The sequence below is a fragment of the Candidatus Scalindua japonica genome, assembly GCF_002443295.1.
Lineage (GTDB): Bacteria > Planctomycetota > Brocadiia > Brocadiales > Scalinduaceae > Scalindua > Scalindua japonica.
On sequence record NZ_BAOS01000029.1, the window covers coordinates 1 to 22,534 of the forward strand.

Annotated in this window: 21 protein-coding genes; 11 read left to right on the forward strand and 10 right to left on the reverse strand. The window is 37.8% G+C overall.

The genetic code is table 11. From position 1 onward, the window contains the following. The first annotated feature begins 132 nt into the window (after nucleotides 1-132). From SCALIN_RS16740 to SCALIN_RS16770, 7 genes are all read left to right on the forward strand, one after another. Nucleotides 133-1,167 (forward strand): IS630 family transposase, encoded by a 1,035-nt coding sequence (locus SCALIN_RS16740; RefSeq protein ID WP_096893873.1) that lies wholly within the window; start codon nucleotides 133-135, stop codon nucleotides 1,165-1,167. A 313-nt stretch (nucleotides 1,168-1,480) separates the two neighbouring features. After that, nucleotides 1,481-3,061: a B12-binding domain-containing radical SAM protein gene (locus tag SCALIN_RS16745; protein WP_096895611.1), complete on the forward strand. Its 1,581-nt coding sequence runs from the start codon at nucleotides 1,481-1,483 to the stop codon at nucleotides 3,059-3,061. Nucleotides 3,062-3,204: 143 nt separating this feature from the next. Then, nucleotides 3,205-4,803, forward strand: a complete 1,599-nt coding sequence (locus SCALIN_RS16750; protein ID WP_096895612.1) for a B12-binding domain-containing radical SAM protein — start codon at nucleotides 3,205-3,207, stop codon at nucleotides 4,801-4,803. A 72-nt stretch (nucleotides 4,804-4,875) separates the two neighbouring features. Further along, nucleotides 4,876-5,151: an acyl carrier protein gene (locus tag SCALIN_RS16755; RefSeq protein WP_096895613.1), complete on the forward strand. Its 276-nt coding sequence runs from the start codon at nucleotides 4,876-4,878 to the stop codon at nucleotides 5,149-5,151. A gap of 18 nt (nucleotides 5,152-5,169) precedes the next feature. After that, nucleotides 5,170-6,165, forward strand: a complete 996-nt coding sequence (locus SCALIN_RS16760; RefSeq protein ID WP_096895614.1) for an ABC transporter substrate-binding protein — start codon at nucleotides 5,170-5,172, stop codon at nucleotides 6,163-6,165. Nucleotides 6,166-6,177: 12 nt separating this feature from the next. Beyond that, entirely contained in the window at nucleotides 6,178-6,633 is a 456-nt protein-coding gene (locus SCALIN_RS16765) for an acyl-CoA thioesterase (RefSeq protein ID WP_096895615.1), read from the forward strand. Then, nucleotides 6,630-8,264, forward strand: a complete 1,635-nt coding sequence (locus SCALIN_RS16770; RefSeq protein WP_162532379.1) for an AMP-binding protein — start codon at nucleotides 6,630-6,632, stop codon at nucleotides 8,262-8,264. Before SCALIN_RS16765 ends, SCALIN_RS16770 begins: the two co-directional genes overlap by 4 nt. A 119-nt stretch (nucleotides 8,265-8,383) precedes the next feature. Here SCALIN_RS16770 and SCALIN_RS16775 read toward each other — a convergent pair whose 3' ends face one another. Then, nucleotides 8,384-9,727 carry a B12-binding domain-containing radical SAM protein gene (locus SCALIN_RS16775; protein ID WP_096895617.1) on the reverse strand — a complete coding sequence of 448 codons (1,344 nt, stop codon included), beginning with the start codon at nucleotides 9,725-9,727 and terminating at the stop codon, nucleotides 8,384-8,386. Between the two features lie 260 nt (nucleotides 9,728-9,987). Next, a complete protein-coding gene (locus SCALIN_RS16780) occupies nucleotides 9,988-10,686 on the reverse strand; it encodes a DUF445 domain-containing protein (RefSeq protein ID WP_096895618.1) in 699 nt (232 codons plus the stop codon). 228 nt (nucleotides 10,687-10,914) lie between these two features. Between SCALIN_RS16780 and SCALIN_RS16785 the strand changes: the two genes are divergently transcribed. Next, nucleotides 10,915-11,481: a Maf family protein gene (locus SCALIN_RS16785; RefSeq protein ID WP_162532381.1), complete on the forward strand. Its 567-nt coding sequence runs from the start codon at nucleotides 10,915-10,917 to the stop codon at nucleotides 11,479-11,481. 38 nt (nucleotides 11,482-11,519) lie between these two features. Here SCALIN_RS16785 and SCALIN_RS16790 read toward each other — a convergent pair whose 3' ends face one another. From SCALIN_RS16790 to thiE, 5 genes are all read right to left on the reverse strand, one after another. Next, the gene (locus SCALIN_RS16790) at nucleotides 11,520-11,783 is read right to left on the reverse strand and encodes a hypothetical protein (protein ID WP_096895620.1); all 264 of its coding nucleotides are present in this window, start codon (nucleotides 11,781-11,783) and stop codon (nucleotides 11,520-11,522) included. Between the two features lie 64 nt (nucleotides 11,784-11,847). Beyond that, nucleotides 11,848-13,095, reverse strand: coding sequence for a cation:proton antiporter domain-containing protein (locus SCALIN_RS16795; RefSeq protein WP_203415548.1), 1,248 nt, complete (start codon nucleotides 13,093-13,095; stop codon nucleotides 11,848-11,850). A 21-nt stretch (nucleotides 13,096-13,116) separates the two neighbouring features. Beyond that, on the reverse strand, nucleotides 13,117-13,650 hold the full coding sequence (locus SCALIN_RS16800; protein WP_096895622.1) for a hypothetical protein: 534 nt from the start codon (nucleotides 13,648-13,650) through the stop codon (nucleotides 13,117-13,119). A gap of 166 nt (nucleotides 13,651-13,816) precedes the next feature. Beyond that, entirely contained in the window at nucleotides 13,817-15,436 is a 1,620-nt protein-coding gene (gene murJ, locus SCALIN_RS16805) for a murein biosynthesis integral membrane protein MurJ (protein WP_096895623.1), read from the reverse strand. Between the two features lie 10 nt (nucleotides 15,437-15,446). Further along, on the reverse strand, nucleotides 15,447-16,091 hold the full coding sequence (thiE, locus tag SCALIN_RS16810; protein ID WP_096895624.1) for a thiamine phosphate synthase: 645 nt from the start codon (nucleotides 16,089-16,091) through the stop codon (nucleotides 15,447-15,449). A gap of 163 nt (nucleotides 16,092-16,254) precedes the next feature. Here thiE and purF point away from each other — a divergent pair, with 163 nt between their 5' ends. Both purF and purM read left to right on the forward strand, forming a co-directional pair. Beyond that, nucleotides 16,255-17,670, forward strand: a complete 1,416-nt coding sequence (gene purF, locus SCALIN_RS16815) for an amidophosphoribosyltransferase (protein WP_096895625.1) — start codon at nucleotides 16,255-16,257, stop codon at nucleotides 17,668-17,670. Beyond that, nucleotides 17,667-18,734, forward strand: a complete 1,068-nt coding sequence (purM, locus tag SCALIN_RS16820; protein ID WP_420885441.1) for a phosphoribosylformylglycinamidine cyclo-ligase — start codon at nucleotides 17,667-17,669, stop codon at nucleotides 18,732-18,734. The genes purF and purM overlap by 4 nt, the downstream gene beginning before the upstream one ends. Before the next feature lie 131 nt (nucleotides 18,735-18,865). Here the strand turns inward: purM and SCALIN_RS16825 are convergent, their stop codons facing one another. Continuing rightward, nucleotides 18,866-19,612, reverse strand: coding sequence for a CDP-alcohol phosphatidyltransferase family protein (locus SCALIN_RS16825; protein ID WP_162532382.1), 747 nt, complete (start codon nucleotides 19,610-19,612; stop codon nucleotides 18,866-18,868). Nucleotides 19,613-19,925: 313 nt separating this feature from the next. On the opposite strand from SCALIN_RS16825, the gene SCALIN_RS16830 reads away from it, so the two are divergent. Further along, nucleotides 19,926-20,573: an endonuclease III domain-containing protein gene (locus tag SCALIN_RS16830; RefSeq protein WP_203415541.1), complete on the forward strand. Its 648-nt coding sequence runs from the start codon at nucleotides 19,926-19,928 to the stop codon at nucleotides 20,571-20,573. A 78-nt stretch (nucleotides 20,574-20,651) separates the two neighbouring features. Here SCALIN_RS16830 and SCALIN_RS16835 read toward each other — a convergent pair whose 3' ends face one another. Together SCALIN_RS16835 and SCALIN_RS16840 are read right to left on the reverse strand one after the other, a co-directional pair. After that, nucleotides 20,652-21,554 carry a phosphoribosylaminoimidazolesuccinocarboxamide synthase gene (locus tag SCALIN_RS16835; protein WP_096895628.1) on the reverse strand — a complete coding sequence of 301 codons (903 nt, stop codon included), beginning with the start codon at nucleotides 21,552-21,554 and terminating at the stop codon, nucleotides 20,652-20,654. A gap of 21 nt (nucleotides 21,555-21,575) precedes the next feature. Then, a complete protein-coding gene (locus tag SCALIN_RS16840) occupies nucleotides 21,576-22,403 on the reverse strand; it encodes a J domain-containing protein (RefSeq protein WP_162532383.1) in 828 nt (275 codons plus the stop codon). Nucleotides 22,404-22,534: the final 131 nt, after the last annotated feature.

A 22,534-nucleotide genomic window follows, 5' to 3' on the forward strand; every position in this document is an offset into this window, starting at 1 on the left:
CCATTGAGGGGTACTCATAAGATCATTATGCATTTATCCAGTGGATTGCGCAGTTTTTTCGTAATGTACTGGACAAGATTAACCGGCAATTAAATACATTGAAATTTTCTCTGGATATGTTATAATTGCTGCATGGAAAATATCGATGCACGAAAACTTTCAACAGAAACCCAGCAACAGATACGTAACCAATCAATTCGACTCAGAAAGTCTGGAAAAACTTACAGAGAAATATCAGAGATTACCGGTATTCATCTAAATACTATTGCCAGATGGTGTAAAGCTTATCAGCGTAAAGGTGCTAAAGCTATTCAAATTAAGAGAAGGGGTAGACGAGTGGGTAACTGCCGAACATTGACCCCGGAGCGAGAAAGAGAAATCCAGAAAATTATTTATGAGAAGTGTCCTGATCAGCTTAAATTTTCTTTTGCATTGTGGACTCGTAAAGCAGTTCAGCAGTTAATCAAACAACTCTGTTGCTTTGATATGCCGGTACGAACTGTAGGTGAATATTTAAAACGATGGGGTTTTACGCCTCAAAAGCCATTACGCAGAGCTTACAAGCAGAATTCTAAAGCCGTTAATGAATGGCTGGATAAAGAGTATCCTGCAATTGCACAAAAAGCTAAAAAAGAAAAAGCAGAAATCCACTGGGGAGATGAAACGGGACTTTGTAATGACAGTTATCACGGCAGAAGCTATGCACCACGAGGGCAAACACCCGCGATTCGCCTTCACCCCAGGTGCAAACGGGTGAATTTGATTTCTACAGTTACGAATCAAGGCAAGGTAAGATTTATGGTATATAAGGATAAAATGAATTCTAGTACTCTTATAAAATTTATGAAACGCCTTATCAAAGATTCAACAAGAAAGATATTTCTGGTTCTTGATAATTTAAAGGTTCATCATAGTCACATTGTAAGGAATTGGCGACAAAAGCATAAAGAGCAAATAGAGGTTTTCTTTTTACCCTCTTACTCCCCGGAGTTAAATCCAGATGAGTATTTAAATTGTGATTTAAAAGCAGGTGTACATTCCAAAACGCCTGCAAGAACAAAAGAGCAACTCAAGAATAAGGCAATATCTCATCTGAGAAAACTTCAAAAGTCTCCGGGCAGAGTAAGGAAATACTTTAAACATCCAAAAATTGCGTATGCTGCATAGTCAATCTATTTAATTGCCGGGTTAATAAGTGTAATGTTTGTATTATTACGAAACTTTCGAGAGAATTATTCTGTGTTGCATGTTTAGCGTTGACACAACTCCCCTTTCAAACTATACAATTCGCTTAAAATTGGTTTTTCATAAAGTTAAAGTAAAAATGAATCTGCCTGTTCCGTATTAATCTTCATTTTTACTTTGGTATTTCTATGGCTATATGGTATTTTTTACTCAAATATTAAACATAGATATACTTGACAAGAATGGGAGAAAATGAGAAACTTCTTTTTGGATTGTTATTCTTTCTAAATATTACATGAATTCTGATATTAAAAACAGTTTATTAGTTAATCCTCTTTATACCCCTGTTTCATTTTCCAACCACTACAAAACCTGTAAGATGTTTGGGGCTCGCTATCTAACCCCTCCTCTTGGGTTAATTACCGTAGCATCATTATTACCTGATAACTGGAATGTGAGACTTATTGATTGTAATGTCAGTTCACTTACTACTGCGGATATCGAATGGTCAGACATTGTATTCAGTAGTGGAATGGTGACACAGCAAGATGATCATCTTGCGCTAATTAAACAAGTTAAAGATCTCAATAAGTTTCACGTAATTGGTGGCCCTGATCCTACTGCCCGTCCGGATGTATATGAAAACTGCGATTCTTTAGTCCTTGGAGAAGCGGAAGTCAGTCTGCCTTTATTCCTGAAAGATTATTTTTATTCTACTCCAGAATCTATTTACAAATCTTCTAACCTACAGGCAGATATGAAGAAGAGCCCCGCACCAAGATTCGATCTTCTAGAATTTGAAAGATACTTGTATTTGAACATTCAGACTTCAAGAGGCTGTCCTTTTTCATGTGAATATTGCAATATCTCAATGTTAAATGGAGTTGGACATCGGGCAAAAAGTATTAAACAGGTTTTGTTAGAGCTTCAACAAATATATGATTTGGGATATAGGGGGGTTATGCACGTGGTAGACAGCAATTTTATTGGAAATGAGCAACATGCCAAGGAAATCCTTTTGGGACTTAAAGATTGGCAGGATGCGAGACGCAGGCCTTACCTGTTTAGTACAGATGTTTCTATAAATCTTGCGGATGATAAGGAATTGCTTATAATGATGCGTGAAGCCGGTTTTAATAGCGTAAATATTGGAATAGAAACGCCCAATAGAAAGACATTACTCTCTTCGTACAAAAAGGTTAACGTAAATCGCTCTATGCCTCAAAATATTCGTGAAATTTATAAAAACGGAATAAGTGTTATACCTTATTACGTTTTAGGATTTGATAATGACGATAAAGATGCTTTTGTAGAGATTATGGATTGTATAGAAAAATCAGATACACCTCTTAATTATATAAGACTTTTAGTGGCTATTCCGGAAACAGCTCTTGCCGAGAGACTAAAGAAGGAGGGACGTCTGCATAAAAATTTTGATGTCTTTCCTGAGAATGGAGATGTTCTGGATTACTTCTTGAACTTTGAAACACTTAGACCAAGGGAAGAGATTCTGGAAGAGTATATGAGTTTATTTAAAAAAGTGTATAGCCCTGCCAATTTCTTCAGGAGGTTGAGAAATTCAGTGACAATGTTAGGATTTTTTCAGAAGGCCCCCAGGTTGCCTAAGAAAAAGATGTTCCTTTTTCTCAAAGGAGCTATACAAATGTTTGCTATTTCTGGCATTCTTTCCTCTTACAAGTACGAGTACTGGAAGACTCTTTTCTATTGCTCTTTTGTAAACTACAGGGCATTGCCTTATACGATTGGGCTTATAGCGTGTTACCATCAAATAAAATTATTCGAGAGTTTAATGTCAGAACGATTTAATAATGAAATTTTTCTTTTAAAAAAGGAAATGAAAAGTCTTGCTAATTGACTATTAATAATCAATATCAATGTACAAGGTAAGCGTAAAATATTATCATCTCTACAAGCAGGAGAAGCCCGATAGAAAATTTATTATTTACTACTATATACGATCCAACACCCCTGCTTGATAGATGGGCGGCGACAGATCAGATGGCATATCGACTCACACGTGGCCAGGGTATTTTTACCCTTCAGGAACATGCCCACTCTTATCCATTACATATTCTTGCACAGAACATAGACAACCCTTCGGTTGTTCTTGAATGGCCTAGTTTGGATGGGTTAATAAATGAGTTGAAAAGTGGGAACTATGATTATGTTTGTATTACTTTCATGACCAGGGATTTAAACAAACTTCGTGAGATGTCTGAGCTTATCAGGGAATATTCTCCAGAATCAAAAATAGTTATAGGTGGTTATGGTGTTGTCTGTATGGTTGACGAAGTGGAAAAAGAGTTTGAAGATACTTATGATTATATTTGCCGTGAAGAAGGTATCTTGTATATGCGTAACTTGTTAAAAGAAAAAACAGATGCACCTGTCTGTTGCCGTTTACCGCAGGGAGGCAGCACTATTCCCTGGCTTTCCGCTCGTTCACGAGGAAATATAGGAGCCTTGCTTGCCGGTTTAGGTTGTACAAATCGTTGCCCTTTCTGTATTACAAGCTTTTATACAAAAGGCAACTATGTCCCGGTAATGAATGTTGATCAACTTTACAAGGGTATGGTTAAGTATTGGGAAACAAATCCATTTACGATCTCTGTAAATATATATGGCGAGAATTTTCTGGATTATAAGGAAGACGTTAAAAAGTTGGGACGACTGATTAGGGATGATAATAAATTTGGTCTCAAGAGGCTCAATTATTTTACTTTTGGTACTGTCAACGCCATCAGCAAATTTGACCCTGAAGAGTTACTATTAAATGGTTTGGATACGGTATGGATTGGTGTAGAATCACTCTATGCTAACCTGGAAAAGCTTAATGGATACGATGTGAAAAAAGTGTTTCAAGGCATGAACGAGATTGGAATCAAGACTATTGGCTCATGGATGTGTGGCCTTGAAACTCAAGATCAAAATAACATAGCAAATGATGAAGATTATCTCATCTCGCTTAATCCATCATTTCAACAAATATCTATCTTGACAGACGAGACAAGTATGCCCTGGGTAAACAAAAACAATCAAAACAGTGGAAGATCGTATCCCTGGGAAAACTTCCATTTATATGGCAAAACATTTGAACCAAAAAATTTTTCTTATGAACAGTTACTGGATAGGATTGAAAACGTTTATGACAAGATGTATAAAGTGAATGGGCCCTCAATAATGCGTATGTTGAAAACTAACATGAACGGTTACAAATTCTGTAAAAAATCCAAACATACACTTTTGAAAAATGACAAAGCTAGTTTTTTTCGACAGAGGGTTAACGCCTATTCGTCACTATTAAAGGCATGTATGGAATTTGCGCCAAGTGAGCGTGTAAAGAATTTGTTAGCAGAATTGGAGTCTGAAATTGTTGAACACTTTGGGCCTTTTACCATTAGGCAAAAAGAGTTTAATGAGCTTATATTACGAAAAGCAGTACGAGAACAGAAGGTGAGAGAAAACGATGAACATTCAATTAAAGCAGATGATTTTCGCCGTTATGTTTATCCCTCAGGATCAAAAAACCGTTTTAGGAAAAAGCCTTATACGGTTGCCTATCCTGATCTTAAATTAACCGCTCCATCTCTCGTTTAGTGGATAGAGTATGGAAAATTAATATATCATTAAAAGAACAGTTCCAGCCAGTCATTAGAAAGGAAAGCACATTTGGACAAGTCTGAAATATGCGATAAAATTTACAGGGTATTACGAGAAGTTAATCCAAATCTGGAGCAGTCGAAGATTTCGGAAGAAGCATCTTTTTTTGACTATGACATTGACTCGCTTAAACTTATAGAGCTAGGCCTGCGAATTGAGTCAGAATTCGATCAAGAGTTAAACCTTGACGACTGGGTAGACTGGGAATCACAAAAGGAAAACAGTGCTTTTTCTATTTCTTCTTTCATTGAGTATGTTCAGAATACCGTTGATAGAGAAAAGTAGTTTTATGTGTAAAGAAACATGAATAATATAAGGGTTGTCAGTTCATATCTTGAAGAACAGAGGAGTGTGGCTTATGCGGATTTTGTCGGTAAGAAATGGATTAAAGGGTTTGTTTCTACCTTAATCAAAAATGGATATAGTTTAAACGATTTTGATTTTCAATTTATTGAATTGCCTGACTCTATAAATGATACAGAAACTTTATTTCAAGAATTTGTTAATGATAATGTTCAATTAATTATATGTGCGGGTAATGATTCTGTTTACCGTCTGGCAGCAATTAATAGAACAATCCCAATGCTATATTTTGGAACACACCCGGAAAATAACGGATTGGAAATTATAGATAAGCAAAACATTTCGGGTGTCAGATTAAACCTGCCGTTAATATGGAGCTTGAAAAATTTTTCAATATTAAAGAGATTACTCCCTGATTTAGAGGAAATCTATATACCAATTTATCTGTTATCGGAGTTTGATACTCCTAACGTCCGGGTAAATCATGAACTCTTTCGCGCCCAAAAGAAAGGTTTTTGGATTCCCGGGCATTCAAGCTATATCGGTTATAAAAGCATACATTTCCTGTCAGAAAGTTTAGGCTGTCGATATTACGAATGTCCATATATTACACGGGATGAATTAGAAACATGCCTTGGTCAGATCAATCCTGAAAAAACCGCCCTGATTGGGTTTAACGATACTACGTTATTAAAAGGAGGAGTCGATCTGGTTCTAAATAATACGCGTAGAAATGGGATTCCAGTTTTTTGGGTAAACAATTTTTCAATAGTTAAAGCTGGAGGAGTAGCGGATTTCTCCAGTGATTTTGAAAGAGTGGGAAAACTGATTGGTTCGATGAGTTTACAATTATTACGTGATAATATCCCAATTGAAAAGATAATGTTTAGAGAAGATCCGGCTGAAAAATTTAGCCTAAACCTGAAAACCTGTAGGGAGATGTCTATTCACGTTTCTCAGGAAATTTTAGATAGTTTTCATGTGATTGAGGAATAAGGATTAAATTGAATGGATACAATGCTGGGCTACCACGAAACACCTGTTCGTGTTCAATTCAAAGACATTGACCGATATGGCCAGCTTTGGCATGGCCATGCCGCTTCTTATTTCGAGATTGGACGCGTGGATATTGTTAGAAAATTTGATTTATCTGTATCTGCCCTATTAAAAGAAAAGGTTATGGCGCCAATAATTGAATTGTCGTGTGAATATAAAAGCCCTGCTTTTGATGACGAGTTGCTTATCGTTCAAACAACGTTATTAAAACCCGAGAAACCCTTGCCATACTTAACATTCCATTATCATATTGTAAAAAACGGTAATGATATAATATTAACCGGCAAAACGAAGCAGGTTATTGTACGAAATGATGGACAAATACGTTTTCGTATACCCTCAACAATCCAGGAAAGGCTTGAAAGGATTTGGGAATATCTTGCGGAGCAGAAAAGTTGGAAAGAGTGAAGACTGAGAACAAGTTACTCTACCAATTTAATGAGCTTGCCCAGAGTCATCCGGATGACCTTGCGGTTCGCTTTTACAACTCCTCCACAAACATTCAGGAAGTTACTTATGGGTGGCTATATAGAGAAGCTGCCAGAGTATCAAATACATTGACAAATAAATATAGATTGCCTTCCGGGGAGGGAGTAGGAATATTTTTAGAAACATCTCTCAGTGCTATTTCGTCAATCTATGGTATATGGCTTGCGCATGGTGTTATCGTTTCCCTTCCTCTTCCAACTCGAAAAAATGATTTAGATTATTACCTGTTCAGATTAAGAACAATAATAAACCAGACTAATCTCCGTTTTATTATTGCCGGTAATGTAAGTGAGCGGATGTTAAGTAAACTGGACGTTAAGGTGACGGTAATTCAAAGTGACCAGATGGTCAAAAAAAACAAAATATTGGTAAATAACAATTATATAAATAATAGCGATGAAGTATCACTGATTCAATACACTTCAGGAAGTACATCATCTCCAAAGGGCGTCCGGCTTTCCCATAATGCTGTTGCCAATAATGTTGAAAGTATCAAAGAATGTTTGGACTTAAATAATAAATCAAAAGCATTAGGCTGGTTGCCATTGTCCCATGACATGGGGTTAATAGGAACAGTGTTATTACCTGTATATTCAAAGTGCGAGGTGACACTTTTCCCCCCAATGAGATTTATCTTGAACCCGAAAATATGGGTGCAGCTTCTTTCTAAATATAAAATTACCGTTACCATCGGGCCAAATTTTGCTTACAATTTATGCGCGCGTAAGTTTCCTGAAGAGCTTCTTTCAACGATTGATCTTCGTTCATTGCAACATTGTTTGGTAGGTTCGGAGCCTGTCAAAAGTAAAACCTTGGAAGATTTTATCCATAAGTTTAAAAAAGCAGGATTAAGGGCCGAGTCATTGAAACCGTGTTATGGGTTAGCAGAAAATGTTGTTGCCGTGTCAATATTTAAACAAGAGTGTGCTTTTATAGAAGAACCCCACCCAGGCAGTAACGGAAATGGAAACCGAAATCAATTTGTATCAATGGGAAAGCCCCTGCAGGGTATCTTAGTGGCAATTATGGATAATTCAGGTAAGCTACTTTCAGATAACCAGCTTGGTGAAATTGCTATTAAGGGCCATAGTCTTATGAGTGGATATGTTGGAAAAAACCCTGAATATACATTTACTAAAGACGGCTGGTACCTGACTGGTGATCTTGGATGGAAGATCAACGGACAACTCTATATTGCGGGAAGAAAAAGTGATGTAATAATTCGTAGCGGTGTCAATTATTATGCTCATGATATTGAAAACGAGTTAAATGATCTGGAAGGCTTACGACAGGGAGGTATTGTCTGTTTTGGTGTAACAGATGATGAGATCGGAACAGAGCGAATAATTATATGGGTTGAAATTCATTTGTCCAGAAAAGCAGGTAAATATGAGTTAGAAAATGAAATAAACAATCGCGTGTTTAAACGTTTTGGCTTTAAACCAGATAGAATTGAAATTTTCCATAAACGTGTTATACCAAAAACATCCAGTGGGAAAATTAGAAGGTTTCATTGTAAAGATATTTATTTGAAAAACCAACGTACATAGATTTTGTTAAAAAATACCAATTTAGGCGTGTCTGGACTCAACATCTGCATAGTTTGTCAACCCGGCAGGTTTTCATACAATGAGATAAGGAGTAAATTTTTCTTCTATACGTAAAATTCTTATAAAATTCTGTCACTTCCTCCTGAGTAGGGATGCTCTAACGTCATAACTTTTTTTCGTGAATACAGCTGAGAAATAAGGCTAAGCAAAAAAGCATCCACTGGTTTTTTGGAAATCGAGACATTGCGGAATATACGAATTGCAATGTTGACAAGTGAAAAATATTTTTCATAACACTTCCAATAGACCAGCCTCAGTTCTTCTGGGCTATACCCATTGGGTTCAAAAACAACATTGCTCATATCATACAGTGACCAATCATTGTTCAATATCCTTCCCTCTTTTTCCATTTCAGCGTACGTATCAGTTCCTGGAAGAGGAGTCAGAATAGAAAAAAGGGCTAGCCCCGCCTTGATTTTATCAAGAAACTCTAAAGTAACCTGGAATTGATCAAGAGGGTCTTCGTCAAAGCCAATAATGATAGCAGCCATAGGTACAATTCCAGCCCCTCGGAGTTGTCTGAAAAGTTCTTCATAATCATCAACATTGTTGAAGTCTTTGCGAGCTGATTTCAGGCTACGACGATTGATAGATTCTATGCCAATATACAATCCCGTACATCCAGCGTGAGCGGCCAATCCTATAAGTTCCGGATTCTTCAAAATTCTTGTGCTAACCTGTGAAAGCCATTGAATGTTATAGGGCTTCAGAGCCTTGAATAGCTCCTTACAGTAATCTGGATTGACCGTAATATTATCATCAACAAAAAAGAAAAAATTATTTGGAGCAGCTTCAATTTCTGCTAATACATTAGAAATTGGTTTTAACCTGAAAGTTTTTCCAAAATATTTTGTGACGGAGCAGAACTTGCATCCATATGGACAACCTCGTGTTGTAAATAGAGGTACTACGGGTTTCCCTCCCTGTCCATAGATTTTCATATTCATGTTGTTCCATTTGGGAATTACCAATGTTTGTAGGTCTGGTGGGGCAGTATCCTGATATAGTTTCTGAAGCTTACCCATTTCAACATCTTGCAAGATTTTGGCCCATATATTTTCCGCTTCTCCCACAACCACAGCATCTGAATGTTGTAAAACTTCCTGTGGAAGTACTGTCGCATGCATTCCTCCAATCATAACCTTAACACCCATCTCTCGAAACGTCTGTGCAATTTGATAAGCCCTTAAGCTTTGATTAGTAAGAGCGGTAATTGCAACCAAATCATAATTACTTGAAAACGGGATTTCCTCTACCAAATCATTAACTACAGTAACTTTGTGCCTGTCCGGCGTTAGACTATTTAAAATAGCCAATGACAAAGGTGGAAATAATGCCCTTTTGTATTTGACAGGCTTATTGTTTTTATCAAGCTTGGTCGGAAATATCATCAAAATATTCATCACTTAACCATCCTGCCTATATGTTGGTATTTATAAGTTAAAATATAATTGTAGGAGTAATATTTTTTACTACTCTTAATTGATTTTTTTTTACAAAAATTTGAATATGGTAGTAGCACAAAAAGAATGCCTAATTTTTACCTTAAAAGCATAGGGGGGCTTTAAACACCTAAACAACAAAGAAATAAACAATAGTTAAACCAGTATCGATAGTGAATTGTTATAAATCAATAGCATTTACCGGTAGTAACACCTTTTCATCACAATAATAAAGTGCTGAGAAAACCGATAAATGCTCCAAATACTCCTCCCCAGACGACCAGCCAGCCAAGGTGCTGGCGAATCATATCTTCAATAATACTCTTTACATGCTTTGGTGTCAGTTCGTCCAGCCTGGTATCTACCATATCTCCTATCTTGGACTTGAATGTCTTAAAATCCGTTTCCCGCTGTAGGACTGAAGATATATCAATATTTTGTAATATACCGGATATCCGCTTTTCGAATTCTTTTTTAAACGGGTCTCTCAGAGGTTCAAGAGCTTCTGTCCCTCCAAACATATCCAACATGCCGCCAAAGGGAGAAGCTTTGACTACCGATATAAAACCATCAAACATCTTGTCAAGGTCTATCTTGCCCATAACCAGATCCGGATCTATCTCATGAGGCAATGCTTCCTTAGAAACTTTGGCAAAATTCTCTTCCGTAAAAAAATTTTCCATAATTAAAGAACGGATACCTGCCTTAAATTCCTCAAACCTCAATGTGATTATGCCGGAACCGTAAAACCCCGGAATCTTTTCAAATAACATATGAACTGCAAGCCAGTTAGTCAGTGCACCTGAAAGCGCGAACAAACCGGATAAAAAAAGTGCCTGCTTACCGGTAAACTCAGGGCATGCATAAGTACCCCCGCACACGGCAGCGGCTATTAAATTGGTTAATAAACTTTTATTCATCATTGTCCTCAATTCATTTTCATAAAATGCAAAGTAAAAGCTTTACAAATATACCGTCTACTTAAAAGGTTGTAAAGATACAAAAACGTGTTTGATCAAATACAAAAAACATCATTGCCAGCGCAGTTGTTTGAATATAAAATTACTACTTCTTTACAAGTAAATAGTTTTGTTAAATAACTATAGTCCTGAAGGGGCGAGAAAAACTGAAAAAATTGATTTATGAACATGAGAAATATATGTCTTGCATCTTCCTCACCGAGAAGGCAACAAATTTTAAAAGAGATGGGGTTGGATTTTATAGTCTGCTATCCTGAGAAATATAAAGAAATAATTTGTGGTTTAGATCCGGAGGTACTGGTCTGTCATAATGCTCTTGGTAAAGCAAAAGAAGTAGGAGAAAAGTATAAAGGTTTAATCATAATCGGTTGTGATACCATAGTGGTATTTAATAATGAAATTTTTGGAAAGCCATTAACTCCTGATAATGCAAATGCAATGCTAACGAAACTGAGTGGTAATTATCATACGGTTATTTCCGGTTTGGCGGTCATTGATATACAAAAAAACAGAAAATTAGTTGGATACGATAAAACGGAAGTTAAGTTTAAAGATGTGTCAGAAAAAGAGATAAATGATTATGTTGCATCAGGTGAGCCTCTGGATAAAGCAGGAGCGTATGGAATACAGGGGTCCGGCGGGGTGTTTGTTAAAAGTATTAAGGGTTGTTTCTCAAATGTGGTTGGTCTGCCAAAAGAGCTGCTGAAAAAATTTCTTGAGGAACTCACAAATTAAGAGAGCCTTAAGGCTCCAATTCGAACAAGAGGGTGTCTTTAACTGCAAGTAGAAACAGTAATACCGTGTTCTTCCAGAAACACCTTTGTCTTGCTGCAGACGGGGGCTGATGTTTTTAAGCTTACTTTTGCATCTGTGACATGATGTGTGATTTTGTTTGCCTTTGCCAGTATGCCTTCACTGTCTTTCATGATAATGCGACTTTTACGTTGAATGACAATGTCAAACTGATTGATACCTGTCTGTTTTAATTTTGTAGAAGGAGGTAAACCATACAGTTTTGGATCAATAAACTTGTTCATTTTATGAATAATAGAGTTTTTGAAAAAGTTAAAAAAGAATTACAACTTTAGCTCAATTCAAACTCTAGGCACTTTCAAATTTCCTTGACGTTGCCAGTCGTTCAATTGTCAAGCCCTGCACAAGTATAGAAAATACTACAATAATGTAAGTGATGGTTAATAGCGCTTCTCTTTCCGGTCCAGTTGGAATGGAAAGGGCAAGTGCAACTGAGATGCCTCCTCGTAAACCTCCCCATGTCATGATTTTTACGGCATCAGGGCTGAAATCCCTTACACGTCGCATGAAGGTGACAGGTATGCCGACACTAATGAAACGCGCAAACAGCACAACCGGTATCATCGCGAGGCCGGCGATTAAATATCTTTCCTTAATAGTAAGGACTAATACCTCCAGGCCAATTAGCAGAAAAAGGACGGCATTTAATATTTCGTCCATTAGTTCCCAGAAGGAATCCAGGTGTTTCCTGGTCTCTTCACTCATGGCAAAAAGACGTCCTCTGTTGCCGATAAACATCCCGGCAACTACCATGGCAATCGGGCCGGAGACGTGAATGGCGCGTGCGAGAGAGTAACCGCCCATGACCAGTGCTAAAGTCAGAAGTACTTCAACCTGATAATTGTCTAAACTCTTCAGCATCAGGTAAGTCAGCCAGCCAATGAGGAGTCCGAAAAATATCCCACCTATTGCTTCTTCAATAAACAGGAACATTATGTGTTCGGCTGTGACGTCATGACCCCCTGCGGCAATACCAGTAATAACCAGAAACACAACAACGGCGACACCATCATTAAAAAGACTTTCACCAGTAATTTTAGTCTCAAGGCTCTTAGGTACTCCCGCTTTATTAAGAATTCCAATTACAGCTATTGGATCAGTTGGTGCTATAAGACTTCCAAATAACAAGCAGTAAATAAATGGTAATTTGATGCCAACTATTAAGAAAACAACCCAGGCAGAACCGCCCACGATTAAAGTGCTAAATATCACACCGAATGTTGCCAGTGTGCTGATGATCCATTTGTGTTTGGCCAGGTCGTCTAGATTTACATGTAAGGCCCCGGAGAACAGGAGGAAGCTTAGCATGCCGTGCATCAGGGTTTTGTTGAAATCGATTCCTTCCAGAGTTACCGTTGCTCTGTTCTGAATGCCTTCAAAGCCACAATGGCCCAGTATTACCAGGCTCACAGAGATAAACATTGCGATCAGCATTATCCCGATAGTAGTCGGTAACTTGATAAATCGGAAATTTAGATAACTGAAAATCGCTGCCAGGCTTAAGAGCAGGGCGGAAAGATCAAGGATTTCGATAATTTACTCCATGTTTATTAGATATCACATATTTATTTCTTTTGGCTTAAGCCACATTTCATACATTGGTATAGATATAAATGCAACAAAGCAAATACCGAGAAGAAAATATGATGCAATTATGGATATTGAAAACACGTCTGATGTGAATCTTACCAGCAATGGGCCTGAAAGGTTCATTATTATTCCTGTGAAGGCAGTGCCATAAATCGTTATTTTTATCCAGTCACGTATCTGTGTCATGGAAAGTATGCGAGACATTACGAATATGATCAGTGGAATTGTAAACGCGTGTACATGAGTTATATCCAGGAGTTCTCTATACGATTTAGGGAAGTAAAATCCCTCCTGTAAAAGAGTCTCGTCGTACTCGTAATTTTCTTTATTCTCAGATTCTTCTTCATCACCACAGTAATGACGCACGGTGTATCCGGTGGTAAAATTTGTCCTTTCGTGAAAGCCTACACATGAGATGTAAAATGCAAACCCCATGAGTAAAAGGAAAAAAGTTACAGATAATTTGTTACTCGTTGGAGATTTTGAAAGACCTCTGGCCATTTTTTATAAGATTTTCCTGATTATTTAATACGTTAAATTGCAAAAAATAGTAATAAGGATTATATACAAATAGCTTACTAAAAAGAAGAATAAAAATATTCAGATATGGGCAGGGTTCTTGTGAGAGTGCCATGGACAAGCTTATTTGACCCTGTCTTCAACCGTACTATTCTTTTTTTCTCCTGAACGAAGCGTAGAGATACCTTAATTCTTCTGATTTAAGTAGAAGTGATACGGTAAAAAATGTTATGAGCGCAGAAGCTAATGGAATAAGGAGCCGCATGAGTTTTATCATAAGTTTGCCATTACTGTCTGGCATTGCCTTCAGCATTATCCAACATGTGACGTACATCAGAAAGGTTGCAATTAATGTCTTGAAAGCTGATGTGATGATCTGTTTGTGTCCGGTAATATTGAGTTTCTTATGGAGCAGGATAAACATGATTATTATCTGAATTGTTGCGCTGATTGCTGTTGCCAGTGCAAGTCCACCTTCATGAAGAAACCAGATTAGAGTTAGATTGAGAACGAGGTTCAGGCTCACCATACTCGCGCCGACTTTTACCGGTGTTTTTGTGTCCTGAATAGAGTAGAAAGCCCTTATAATTACGTGAGAGGCTGAGTATGCCCATACGCCAATAGAGTAGAAGAGTATAACTGTAGCGGTTCTAAAGGTTGATTCTGCCGTAAAAGCGTTTCTTTCGTAAAATAACTCAACAAGCGGCCTTCGTAATAATATTAAGCCTGCAGATGCTGGTATTCCAATAAATAATACAACCCTTACCGCCTGATTAAATGTGTTGGTGAAATTTGTCCAATCTTTTCGGGCGGCATATGTAGAAAAGAACGGAAATACTGCAGTTGCCATTGCAATTCCAAAGACGCCCAGGGGAAATTGAATCAACCTGTCACCATAATATAACACTGACGCAGCGCCTGTTTCCAGCGGATATGGTATTGTCATTCCCGCAAAAGAGAAACTCTCATTACCTCCAGGATGTTTCGCAAATGCAATTGCAATAAAACTGTCCATGAGTACATTGATCTGGACAACTGCCAGGCCGAATATAATGGGAAGCATCAGTGCCATGATACGTTTGAGGCCTGGATGTGAAAAGCTGAATGAAGGTTTGAAAGTTATTCCCTCTTTTTTTAAAACAGGTATCTGCATTGCCAATTGGACCATACCTCCGATGAGAATTGCTGCCGCAAGCCCAAAAATCTTTTTCTCCAATGTATTTCCGAAAATGGGAGTAAGTAAGAATACCCCCATTATCCAGCAGATGTTCAGCATGACAGGAGCAAGAGCAGGCGTAAGGAAGTGTTTGAGCGAATTCAGGACTGCCATTGCAAGCGCAACCATACAAATAAAAAGTACGTATGGGAAGGTTATAAGCAGCAGATTTAATACTAAATCCCATTTGTGATTCAGGGATACGACTGAGGGTACAACGGAGAATGATATCTCTGCCAGTACAACCAGGCTTCCAAGGATTATAAACAGCAATGTTCCTGTTATATTTACTAGTTCCCATGCATCTTTTCTGTCTTTGGTTTCAAGATATTCTGTAAATACGGGAATAAAGGCGGCACTCAATGCACCTTCACCAAAAAGCCGCCTGAAGAGATTCGGTATCTTGAAGGCCACTACAAAGGCGTCCCAGGCCAGACTGGTGCCGAAATAGCTTGCGCATATTATGTCTCGTGCCAGTCCCAATGCCCTACTCATCAGTGTGCATAGGCTGACTGTCTTCGCAGATTTTAGGAAACTTTCTTTTTTTTGCATAGCATATAAATTAACTCTCTTCAGTTGTTAATTTATTATTAAATTGCTTTGTAGTTGAAAGGATATCTTGTGCACATATAATTGCAGAACAAATTGCTACTCTTGGTGCTCCGGCTTTTAGTACTTCATTGAGGTTCTCCAGGGTTATGGCACCTATGGCAATAATTGGGATATTTACTGCTCCCGAGATTTTTGGAATAGCGTCAATTCCTATTGATGGTTCATACTCTTTTGTCTTAGTTGGATAGATCGGGCCAATTGCAATATAATCTGCGCCATCTTTTTGTGCTTGCATTGCTTGTATAATGCTATGTGTAGATACTCCGATAATTTTTTCATGGCCAATAATGTCTCGTGCTTCTGAGACACTCATATCCTGTTGGCCTAAATGAACACCATCTGCATCAATTTCCCTGGCAACATGTACGCGGTCATTGATAATCAATAAAGTCCCGCTTTTAGCAGTGATTTCACGTACTTCTCGGGCAAGAGATATGAAATCACTATCAGATACTATCTTTTCACGCAATTGAATGGCATCCGCTCCACCATCTATGACAAGTCTTACAGTTTCTTTAATCGGTTTTGCCGCAATATTACTGCTTATTAATACATATAGCCTGGTTTTGTGAAGAAAGTCTCTCTTTGTAGTCATATATTATTGGATTCTACAATGTTCCATTCTAAGGGAAAGAAGTAAGATTCTTAACATAATAGTCCATGCACTTCAAGTTTTATCTAATTTGATTTGACACGTTATGTTGTCTTGCTATAATCCACTTTGAATAACTATTAGCCTTCTCAAGAAGAGATTTACCTTGGCAAAAGCACGAGAATATTGTGGTTTATTTGGGATTTTTGATTGCGATGATGCAGCAGAGAAGGTTTATTATGGCCTTTATTCTTTACAACATCGTGGTGAAGAGAGTGCTGGCATTGCGTCTACTGATGGTAAGCACGTAATTTATCATAAAAACTTTGGGTTGGTAAGTGATGTTTTCTCGCCTGAGAGTTTACAAAAAATAAAAAACCCACATGCCATTGGTCATGTTCGTTATTCTACATTTGGATCAAGTGATAGTATCGACAATGTGCAGCCAATGGTAGTATTGTATGCCAAGGGTGAAGTTGCTATTGCGCACAATGGTCAACTGCTGGGTGCCGGTAAGCTGAGATATGATTACGAACTGCATGGTTCAATCTTTCACACAACTTCTGATACAGAAGTTATTGTTCATTTAATGGCGAAACCAAGTCATTTGGAAAAACCAAATCTTTCTCATGTATTAAATCATTTAAGAGGCGCCTTTTCTCTCCTGTTCCTGACAAAAGATGAAATGGTAGGAGTACGTGACCCAAACGGCTTTCGACCCCTTTCAATAGGAAAACTGAACGGTAGTTATGTCTTGTCTTCTGAAACCTGCGCTCTGAACCAGATTGGTGCTGAATTTATAAGAGATGTTAAACCCGGAGAAGTGGTTTATATTAACAAGGATGGTATTAAAAGTGAAATATTTTGTTCACCAAGGCGAATTCGTCCGGCGTATTGTATATTTGAGTTAATCTATTTTGCCCGTCCTGATAGTAATGTTTTTGGAGAAAACGTCCACTTATTCCGGAAACAGCTTGGGGTAAAACTTGCAAAAGAGTTTCCTGTGGATGCTGATGTTGTGATTGCTGTGCCAGAGGGGGGAAATTCAGCCGCAATGGGTTTTTCGGAAGAGTCGGGTATACCACTGGATCGTGGGTTCATAAGGAATCACTATGTTGGAAGGACATTTATACAACCTGAGCAGGGAAACCGGCATAAGAAGGTTGAGCTTAAACTTAATGCGGTTGCGGAAGTTGTTAGAGGCAAAAGGGTTGTAGTGGTAGATGACTCTATTGTACGTGGGACTACATCAAAGTCGAGGATTAAGCTTTTGCGGAAGGCGGGTGCTACTGAGGTGCATTTGAGGATCAGCTGTCCTCCACATCGTTTCCCCTGTTACTACGGAATTGATTTTCAGAGCAAGGATGAACTTATTGCTGCCAACCACACAATTGAAGAAATAATTGATTTTTTAAAAGCGGATAGTTTGGGTTATCTGAGCCAGGAAGGGATGTTGGGTTGTGCGGCTTCTCCGCGTAATCATTATTGTACAGCATGTTTTTCCGGAAACTATCCTGTGACTGATAAAAAAATTGCTAAGAAAATACGTAAAAAAAGACCAAAAAATAAAATTACGGTATAGAAATGGCAGGATATAGTTATAAAGATGCGGGAGTCGATATTAAAGCTAAGGGTAAGTTTACCTCTGAGATTTATGGGCAGTTACACAGGACTTTTGGCCCGAGGGTTATAGAAAATCCAGGTGGTTTTGCCGGCCTGTTTTCGTTAAATCATAACTCGAAACTGTTCTCAAAAAATTACAAACAACCCGTGTTAGTAGCGTCTACAGATGGTGTAGGGACGAAACTGAAAATTGCCTTTATGATGGATCGGCACGATACGATAGGCATAGATTTGGTTGCTATGTGTGTTAATGATATTTTGGTGCTGGGAGCTGAACCTCTCTTTTTTTTAGATTATATGGCCAGTAGCAGGATGATTCCCGGTAAAATGAAGGATGTCCTTCACGGTATTTCTTATGGATGTTGTGAAGCGGAATGTGCTCTCCTGGGAGGCGAAACACCGGAAATGCCAGGGTTTTACCATGATGGCGAGTACGATTTAGCTGGATTCGCAGTCGGAGTTGTAGAAAAAAATAAGATTATAAATGGGAAGGGTATAGTTGCAGGTGATATAGTGATCGGTTTGAGATCAAACGGGCTTCATAGTAACGGTTTTTCTTTGGTGCGAAAAGTTCTATTTGAAAAAGCAAAACTGGATGTAAATAGTAAGATTAAAACGATAGATGGGACTATAGGCGATGAACTTCTTAAACCGACCAGAATATATGTTAAGTCGATTAGGGCTCTTTTACGTCATTATCAAACGAAAAAAGTTGTTAAGGGTATGGCGCATATTACTGGAGGTGGTTTGATAGAGAATATCCCCCGTGTTTTACCGGAAGGGTGCTCGGTACGGATCAAAAAATGTACTTGGCCTGTTCCGGAGATTTTTGGAGAAATACAGAAACGGGGAAAAATAGATGAGGATGAGATGTACAATGTTCTTAACATGGGAATAGGAATGGTGTTAATTGTATCAAAGCATTATGTATCCTCTATAATGAAAAAGCTAAAACTGATTAAAGAAGATTCATTTATTATAGGAAAGGTTATAAAAGGTAATAAAAAGGTTGAAATAATGTAGTTTAGGGTTTAGCGTACAAATGTTGATGTTTTTCTCTTAAGCAGGTGTTCCTGTTAGCCGATAAGTGAATGAGAGTTATCCTGAATTGTAAAACCTGAAAATACGGCTATAATTAATCTCTTAAATTTGGCTTAAGTGATATGAATCGCTCTTCTCCTGTGTATGCCATGTTTGCCGAGGCCGATAAGAATGTATACACAAAAACCGAGTGCCAGCATAATACTTGGGTAAAGAATGAAGAACACAAGGAGCGTGAAGAAAAGAACAGATGTGATTAATAAAGAAACCGGATCGCGTTTGCTACCTACAAGATCGATAATCCTTATGTACGGGACCTTGCTCAACATTAACATTCCTAAGATAAAGATAACACATGGAAGGCATGTAGAAACAGCTTGAATGTTAAGTGTGGTTTTGAGATATGAATCTAGCAAAATCAGTGAGGCAGCGGTTCCGCCAGCAAGTGTAGAAGGCAGGCCCGTAAAATATTTACTTCGTGTTTTGCCGGAAGAGTTACTCTTTTCTGATTCAAATTCGAATTTTGCTAACCTGATTGCTGCGCTCAAGGTATAAAAGAAACATACAAACCAGATAGCAATGGGCGCATCGAAAGCTCCCTGTTTGCCGATCAGGAATGCTGGAACAAACCCGAAGGTAATCATGTCTGCAAGAGTGTCTAAGTGAGCGCCCCAGGTAATTGTCGTTTTTGTTAATCGGGCAACTTGACCATCAAGTCCGTCGAATATCATGGCCAGGATAACAAGCCATGCTGCGTAAGCCTGCTCGTTATTCATGATAAATACAATTGCGCCAAAACCACAGGCGAGGTTGCCTATACTAACAATCGTAGGCGAATAATTTTTTAATTGGTTCATCATTTTTTGAAAATATCGTAGATCTTTCATGGCTAAATATTTATACAACAAAAATTATGCCGATTCAATAGATTTATTAAAAAAGTAGACAGGTGTTTGTATAAGTCATAATTATTCAATGCATTATCTCTGTTTTTTTATTTTCTTGCATTTTGATTATTCATAAACAAATAAATTGCAAATGCAGTAAAATTACTGCAACGAACTAAAACAATACTGCATTTGAAAGAAAAATTCACTACCTGGGTGAGCCGGAACATATATAGTACGATATCTGTTTGTGTCAATCCGTGTCTTGTTATGAGAGGAGGAAACATTGGAAAAAATAGATGACATAGTGTCTGTTCTTAAACGAGAAAACAAAAAATATGTTGTTCCTATTGTTACGATAGTTTCGATGACAAAAGGTCCATTTGCGGTGCTTGTTTCATGTCTTCTCAGTTTAAGGACTAAAGATAAAGTTACTGGTGACGCCTCAAGCAGGCTGTTTGGCCTTGCAGATAATCCTGAAAAGATGCTTGATTTAAGTATAAAGAGTATTGAAAAGGCTATTTATCCTGTCGGGTTTTATAAAACGAAAGCAAAGAGAATAAAAGAGATATGTAAGGTCTTGCTTGATGATTATGGAGGTGTAGTTCCTGATGAAATTGATGAACTCTTAAAACTGAATGGTGTTGGTAGAAAAACCGCAAACCTTGTGGTTACTTTGGGTTATGGTAAATTGGGGATATGTGTAGATACGCATGTACACAGGATTTCGAACAGACTTGGCCTGGTAAAAACAAAAACCCCGGAACAGACAGAATTCGCTCTAAGAAAGACATTGCCCCAAAAATACTGGCTAATCTACAATGATCTCTTGGTAACATACGGCCAGAATCTCTGTGTGCCGATTTCACCTTGGTGCAGCAAATGTAAGATATTCAAATATTGCAAAAGGGTTGGTGTAGAGAAATGCAGATAAAAATGAATAAGCTCCCATGAGATCATTTCTCTGTAATAGGGGGGTAGTTTATTCAAAATGTTATTCTTGTGTGTGAAGTTATTCTGGTATCTTTTCTCCAGTGAGTTTTGCATATGCCTCAAGATATTTTTCGGATGTAATCCGGATTACCTCTTCGGGGAGTGAAGGTGGTGAGGATTGTTTGTCCCATCCTGATTGTTCCAGATGGTCTCTGACAAATTGTTTATCAAAAGATGGTTGTGGTTTTCCGGGCGAATAGCTTTCAAGTGGCCAGAAACGTGAAGAGTCTGGAGTCAAGACTTCATCGATCAGGATTATTTTATCTTCATATTTGCCCCATTCAAATTTAGTATCACTGATTATTATTCCTTTTGTCAGGGCATATTCACTTGCTTTTTTGTATATCGCAATACTTTTTTGTCTTACTTCTTCTGAGAGTTCTCTGCCCGCAATCTTAACGGCTTCTTCGAAAGAGATATTTTCGTCGTGCCCGGATTCTGCTTTTGTTGATGGTGTAAAGATAGGTTCAGGCAACTTGTCACTCTCTTTCAAGTTGTCAGGTAGTTTCATCTTGCAGACAGTTCCGTTCTCTTTATACTCCTTCCAGCCGGAACCGGCAAGATAGCCTCTAACTATACATTCAATGGGAATCACTTCAACTTTCTTTACGAGCATGGAGCGCCCTCTAAGCATCTCCATGTCCTCCTTGATTATTTTATCAATTTCGTCTATTGAAGTTGTGATTAAGTGATTTTCCGTTAACTCTCTTGTAAAGTTGAACCAGAACTCTGACATGAGTGTAAGGACCTTGCCTTTATTTGGAATACCATTTGGCAGGATATAGTCAAAGGCTGAAATTCTATCAGTTGCTACAAGCAAGAGATTATTATCAATCTCAAATATTTCTCTAACCTTCCCTTTATTGTGCAGCTTTAAGTAAGGTATGTCTGTTTTTAATAAAACCGTATTGTGAGATGCCATTATTTTCTGTAGTAGTAAAAATTAAATGAAATAGTGTTCTTGCGAAAAATGTTTATTTAGTTTATTTTTTAACGTTTGAGTGCCTTTTAGATTTGGGCAAAATGACATTGCCGTATTGAAACTTGTCAATGCATTATCCCATTCACCTGAAGTTGCATAAATATCAGCAATTTTTTTGTATACGAAGGCTTTTTCGTTTTTACTTACTTTCAAATTTATAACTCTTGTCAGGTAAGTTATTGCCTTATCCGGCGGTACAAGTTTAGCGAGCTTTTTACAAGACAGGCGAATAATCCTGTCTTTGATTTCCTCCAGTAAAAGCTTACGTGCGGGATTGCCATCTTCATTCTGATAAACATACTCATACAACTCAAAGGCCATCTCATAATTCCCCTGTTCTTCGTACTCTTCAGCAAGGAGAAATTTGCAATCAAGATAATCCTTTATATCTAAAAAATTCAGTAGTTTAAAGTTTTTGTTTTCTTCTTTTAAACGTTCATAGTTTCTGACTGCCTGGTGTCCATTTTTATTTAGGAGGTCATTTAAGACAATTTTTGCCTGGGCCTTCAAATCATATTTGTTCTTCTCTCTTTCTACTTCAACTCTTTCATTGTAGTAAAAATCTCTAATATTTTCATTTTGCAGGAGATTATCGTAATGGACTCTTTTCTCCGAGTCGGTCAGGGTTTTATAAGCTTTGATCAGTAATTTGATTTTATCTTCCGAAGAGAAACCGTTTGTCTTGTTTTTGTCCGGATGGTATTTCTTTACAAGTTTTCTAAATGAGTTTTTGATTTCATCTCTATCTGAACCCTCCCGTACATGTAAAACTTGATAGTAGTTAATCAATGCGGTGTTACCTCTTTTCTGTTCTATATAGAAAGCTTTATGCTGATTGCATCCTCATTTAAGCATAAAAGCCTGAGTGCAAAACAAATTGAGAAAATTTCTAGTTCAACTCATACTATCATCCGTATACT

Bases quoted from the DNA above. Each gene is read 5' to 3' on its own strand.
- SCALIN_RS16740 (WP_096893873.1), top strand. From the start codon at position 133: ATGGAAAATATCGATGCACGAAAACTTTCAACAGAAACCCAGCAACAG.
- SCALIN_RS16745 (WP_096895611.1), top strand. From the start codon at position 1,481: ATGAATTCTGATATTAAAAACAGTTTATTAGTTAATCCTCTTTATACC.
- SCALIN_RS16750 (WP_096895612.1), top strand. From the start codon at position 3,205: ATGGCATATCGACTCACACGTGGCCAGGGTATTTTTACCCTTCAGGAA.
- SCALIN_RS16760 (WP_096895614.1), top strand. From the start codon at position 5,170: ATGAATAATATAAGGGTTGTCAGTTCATATCTTGAAGAACAGAGGAGT.
- SCALIN_RS16765 (WP_096895615.1), top strand. From the start codon at position 6,178: ATGGATACAATGCTGGGCTACCACGAAACACCTGTTCGTGTTCAATTC.
- SCALIN_RS16775 (WP_096895617.1), bottom strand. From the start codon at position 9,727: ATGAATATTTTGATGATATTTCCGACCAAGCTTGATAAAAACAATAAG.
- SCALIN_RS16780 (WP_096895618.1), bottom strand. From the start codon at position 10,686: ATGAATAAAAGTTTATTAACCAATTTAATAGCCGCTGCCGTGTGCGGG.
- SCALIN_RS16785 (WP_162532381.1), top strand. From the start codon at position 10,915: ATGAGAAATATATGTCTTGCATCTTCCTCACCGAGAAGGCAACAAATT.
- SCALIN_RS16790 (WP_096895620.1), bottom strand. From the start codon at position 11,783: ATGAACAAGTTTATTGATCCAAAACTGTATGGTTTACCTCCTTCTACA.
- SCALIN_RS16800 (WP_096895622.1), bottom strand. From the start codon at position 13,650: ATGGCCAGAGGTCTTTCAAAATCTCCAACGAGTAACAAATTATCTGTA.
- murJ (WP_096895623.1), bottom strand. From the start codon at position 15,436: ATGCAAAAAAAAGAAAGTTTCCTAAAATCTGCGAAGACAGTCAGCCTA.
- thiE (WP_096895624.1), bottom strand. From the start codon at position 16,091: ATGACTACAAAGAGAGACTTTCTTCACAAAACCAGGCTATATGTATTA.
- SCALIN_RS16825 (WP_162532382.1), bottom strand. From the start codon at position 19,612: ATGATGAACCAATTAAAAAATTATTCGCCTACGATTGTTAGTATAGGC.
- SCALIN_RS16835 (WP_096895628.1), bottom strand. From the start codon at position 21,554: ATGGCATCTCACAATACGGTTTTATTAAAAACAGACATACCTTACTTA.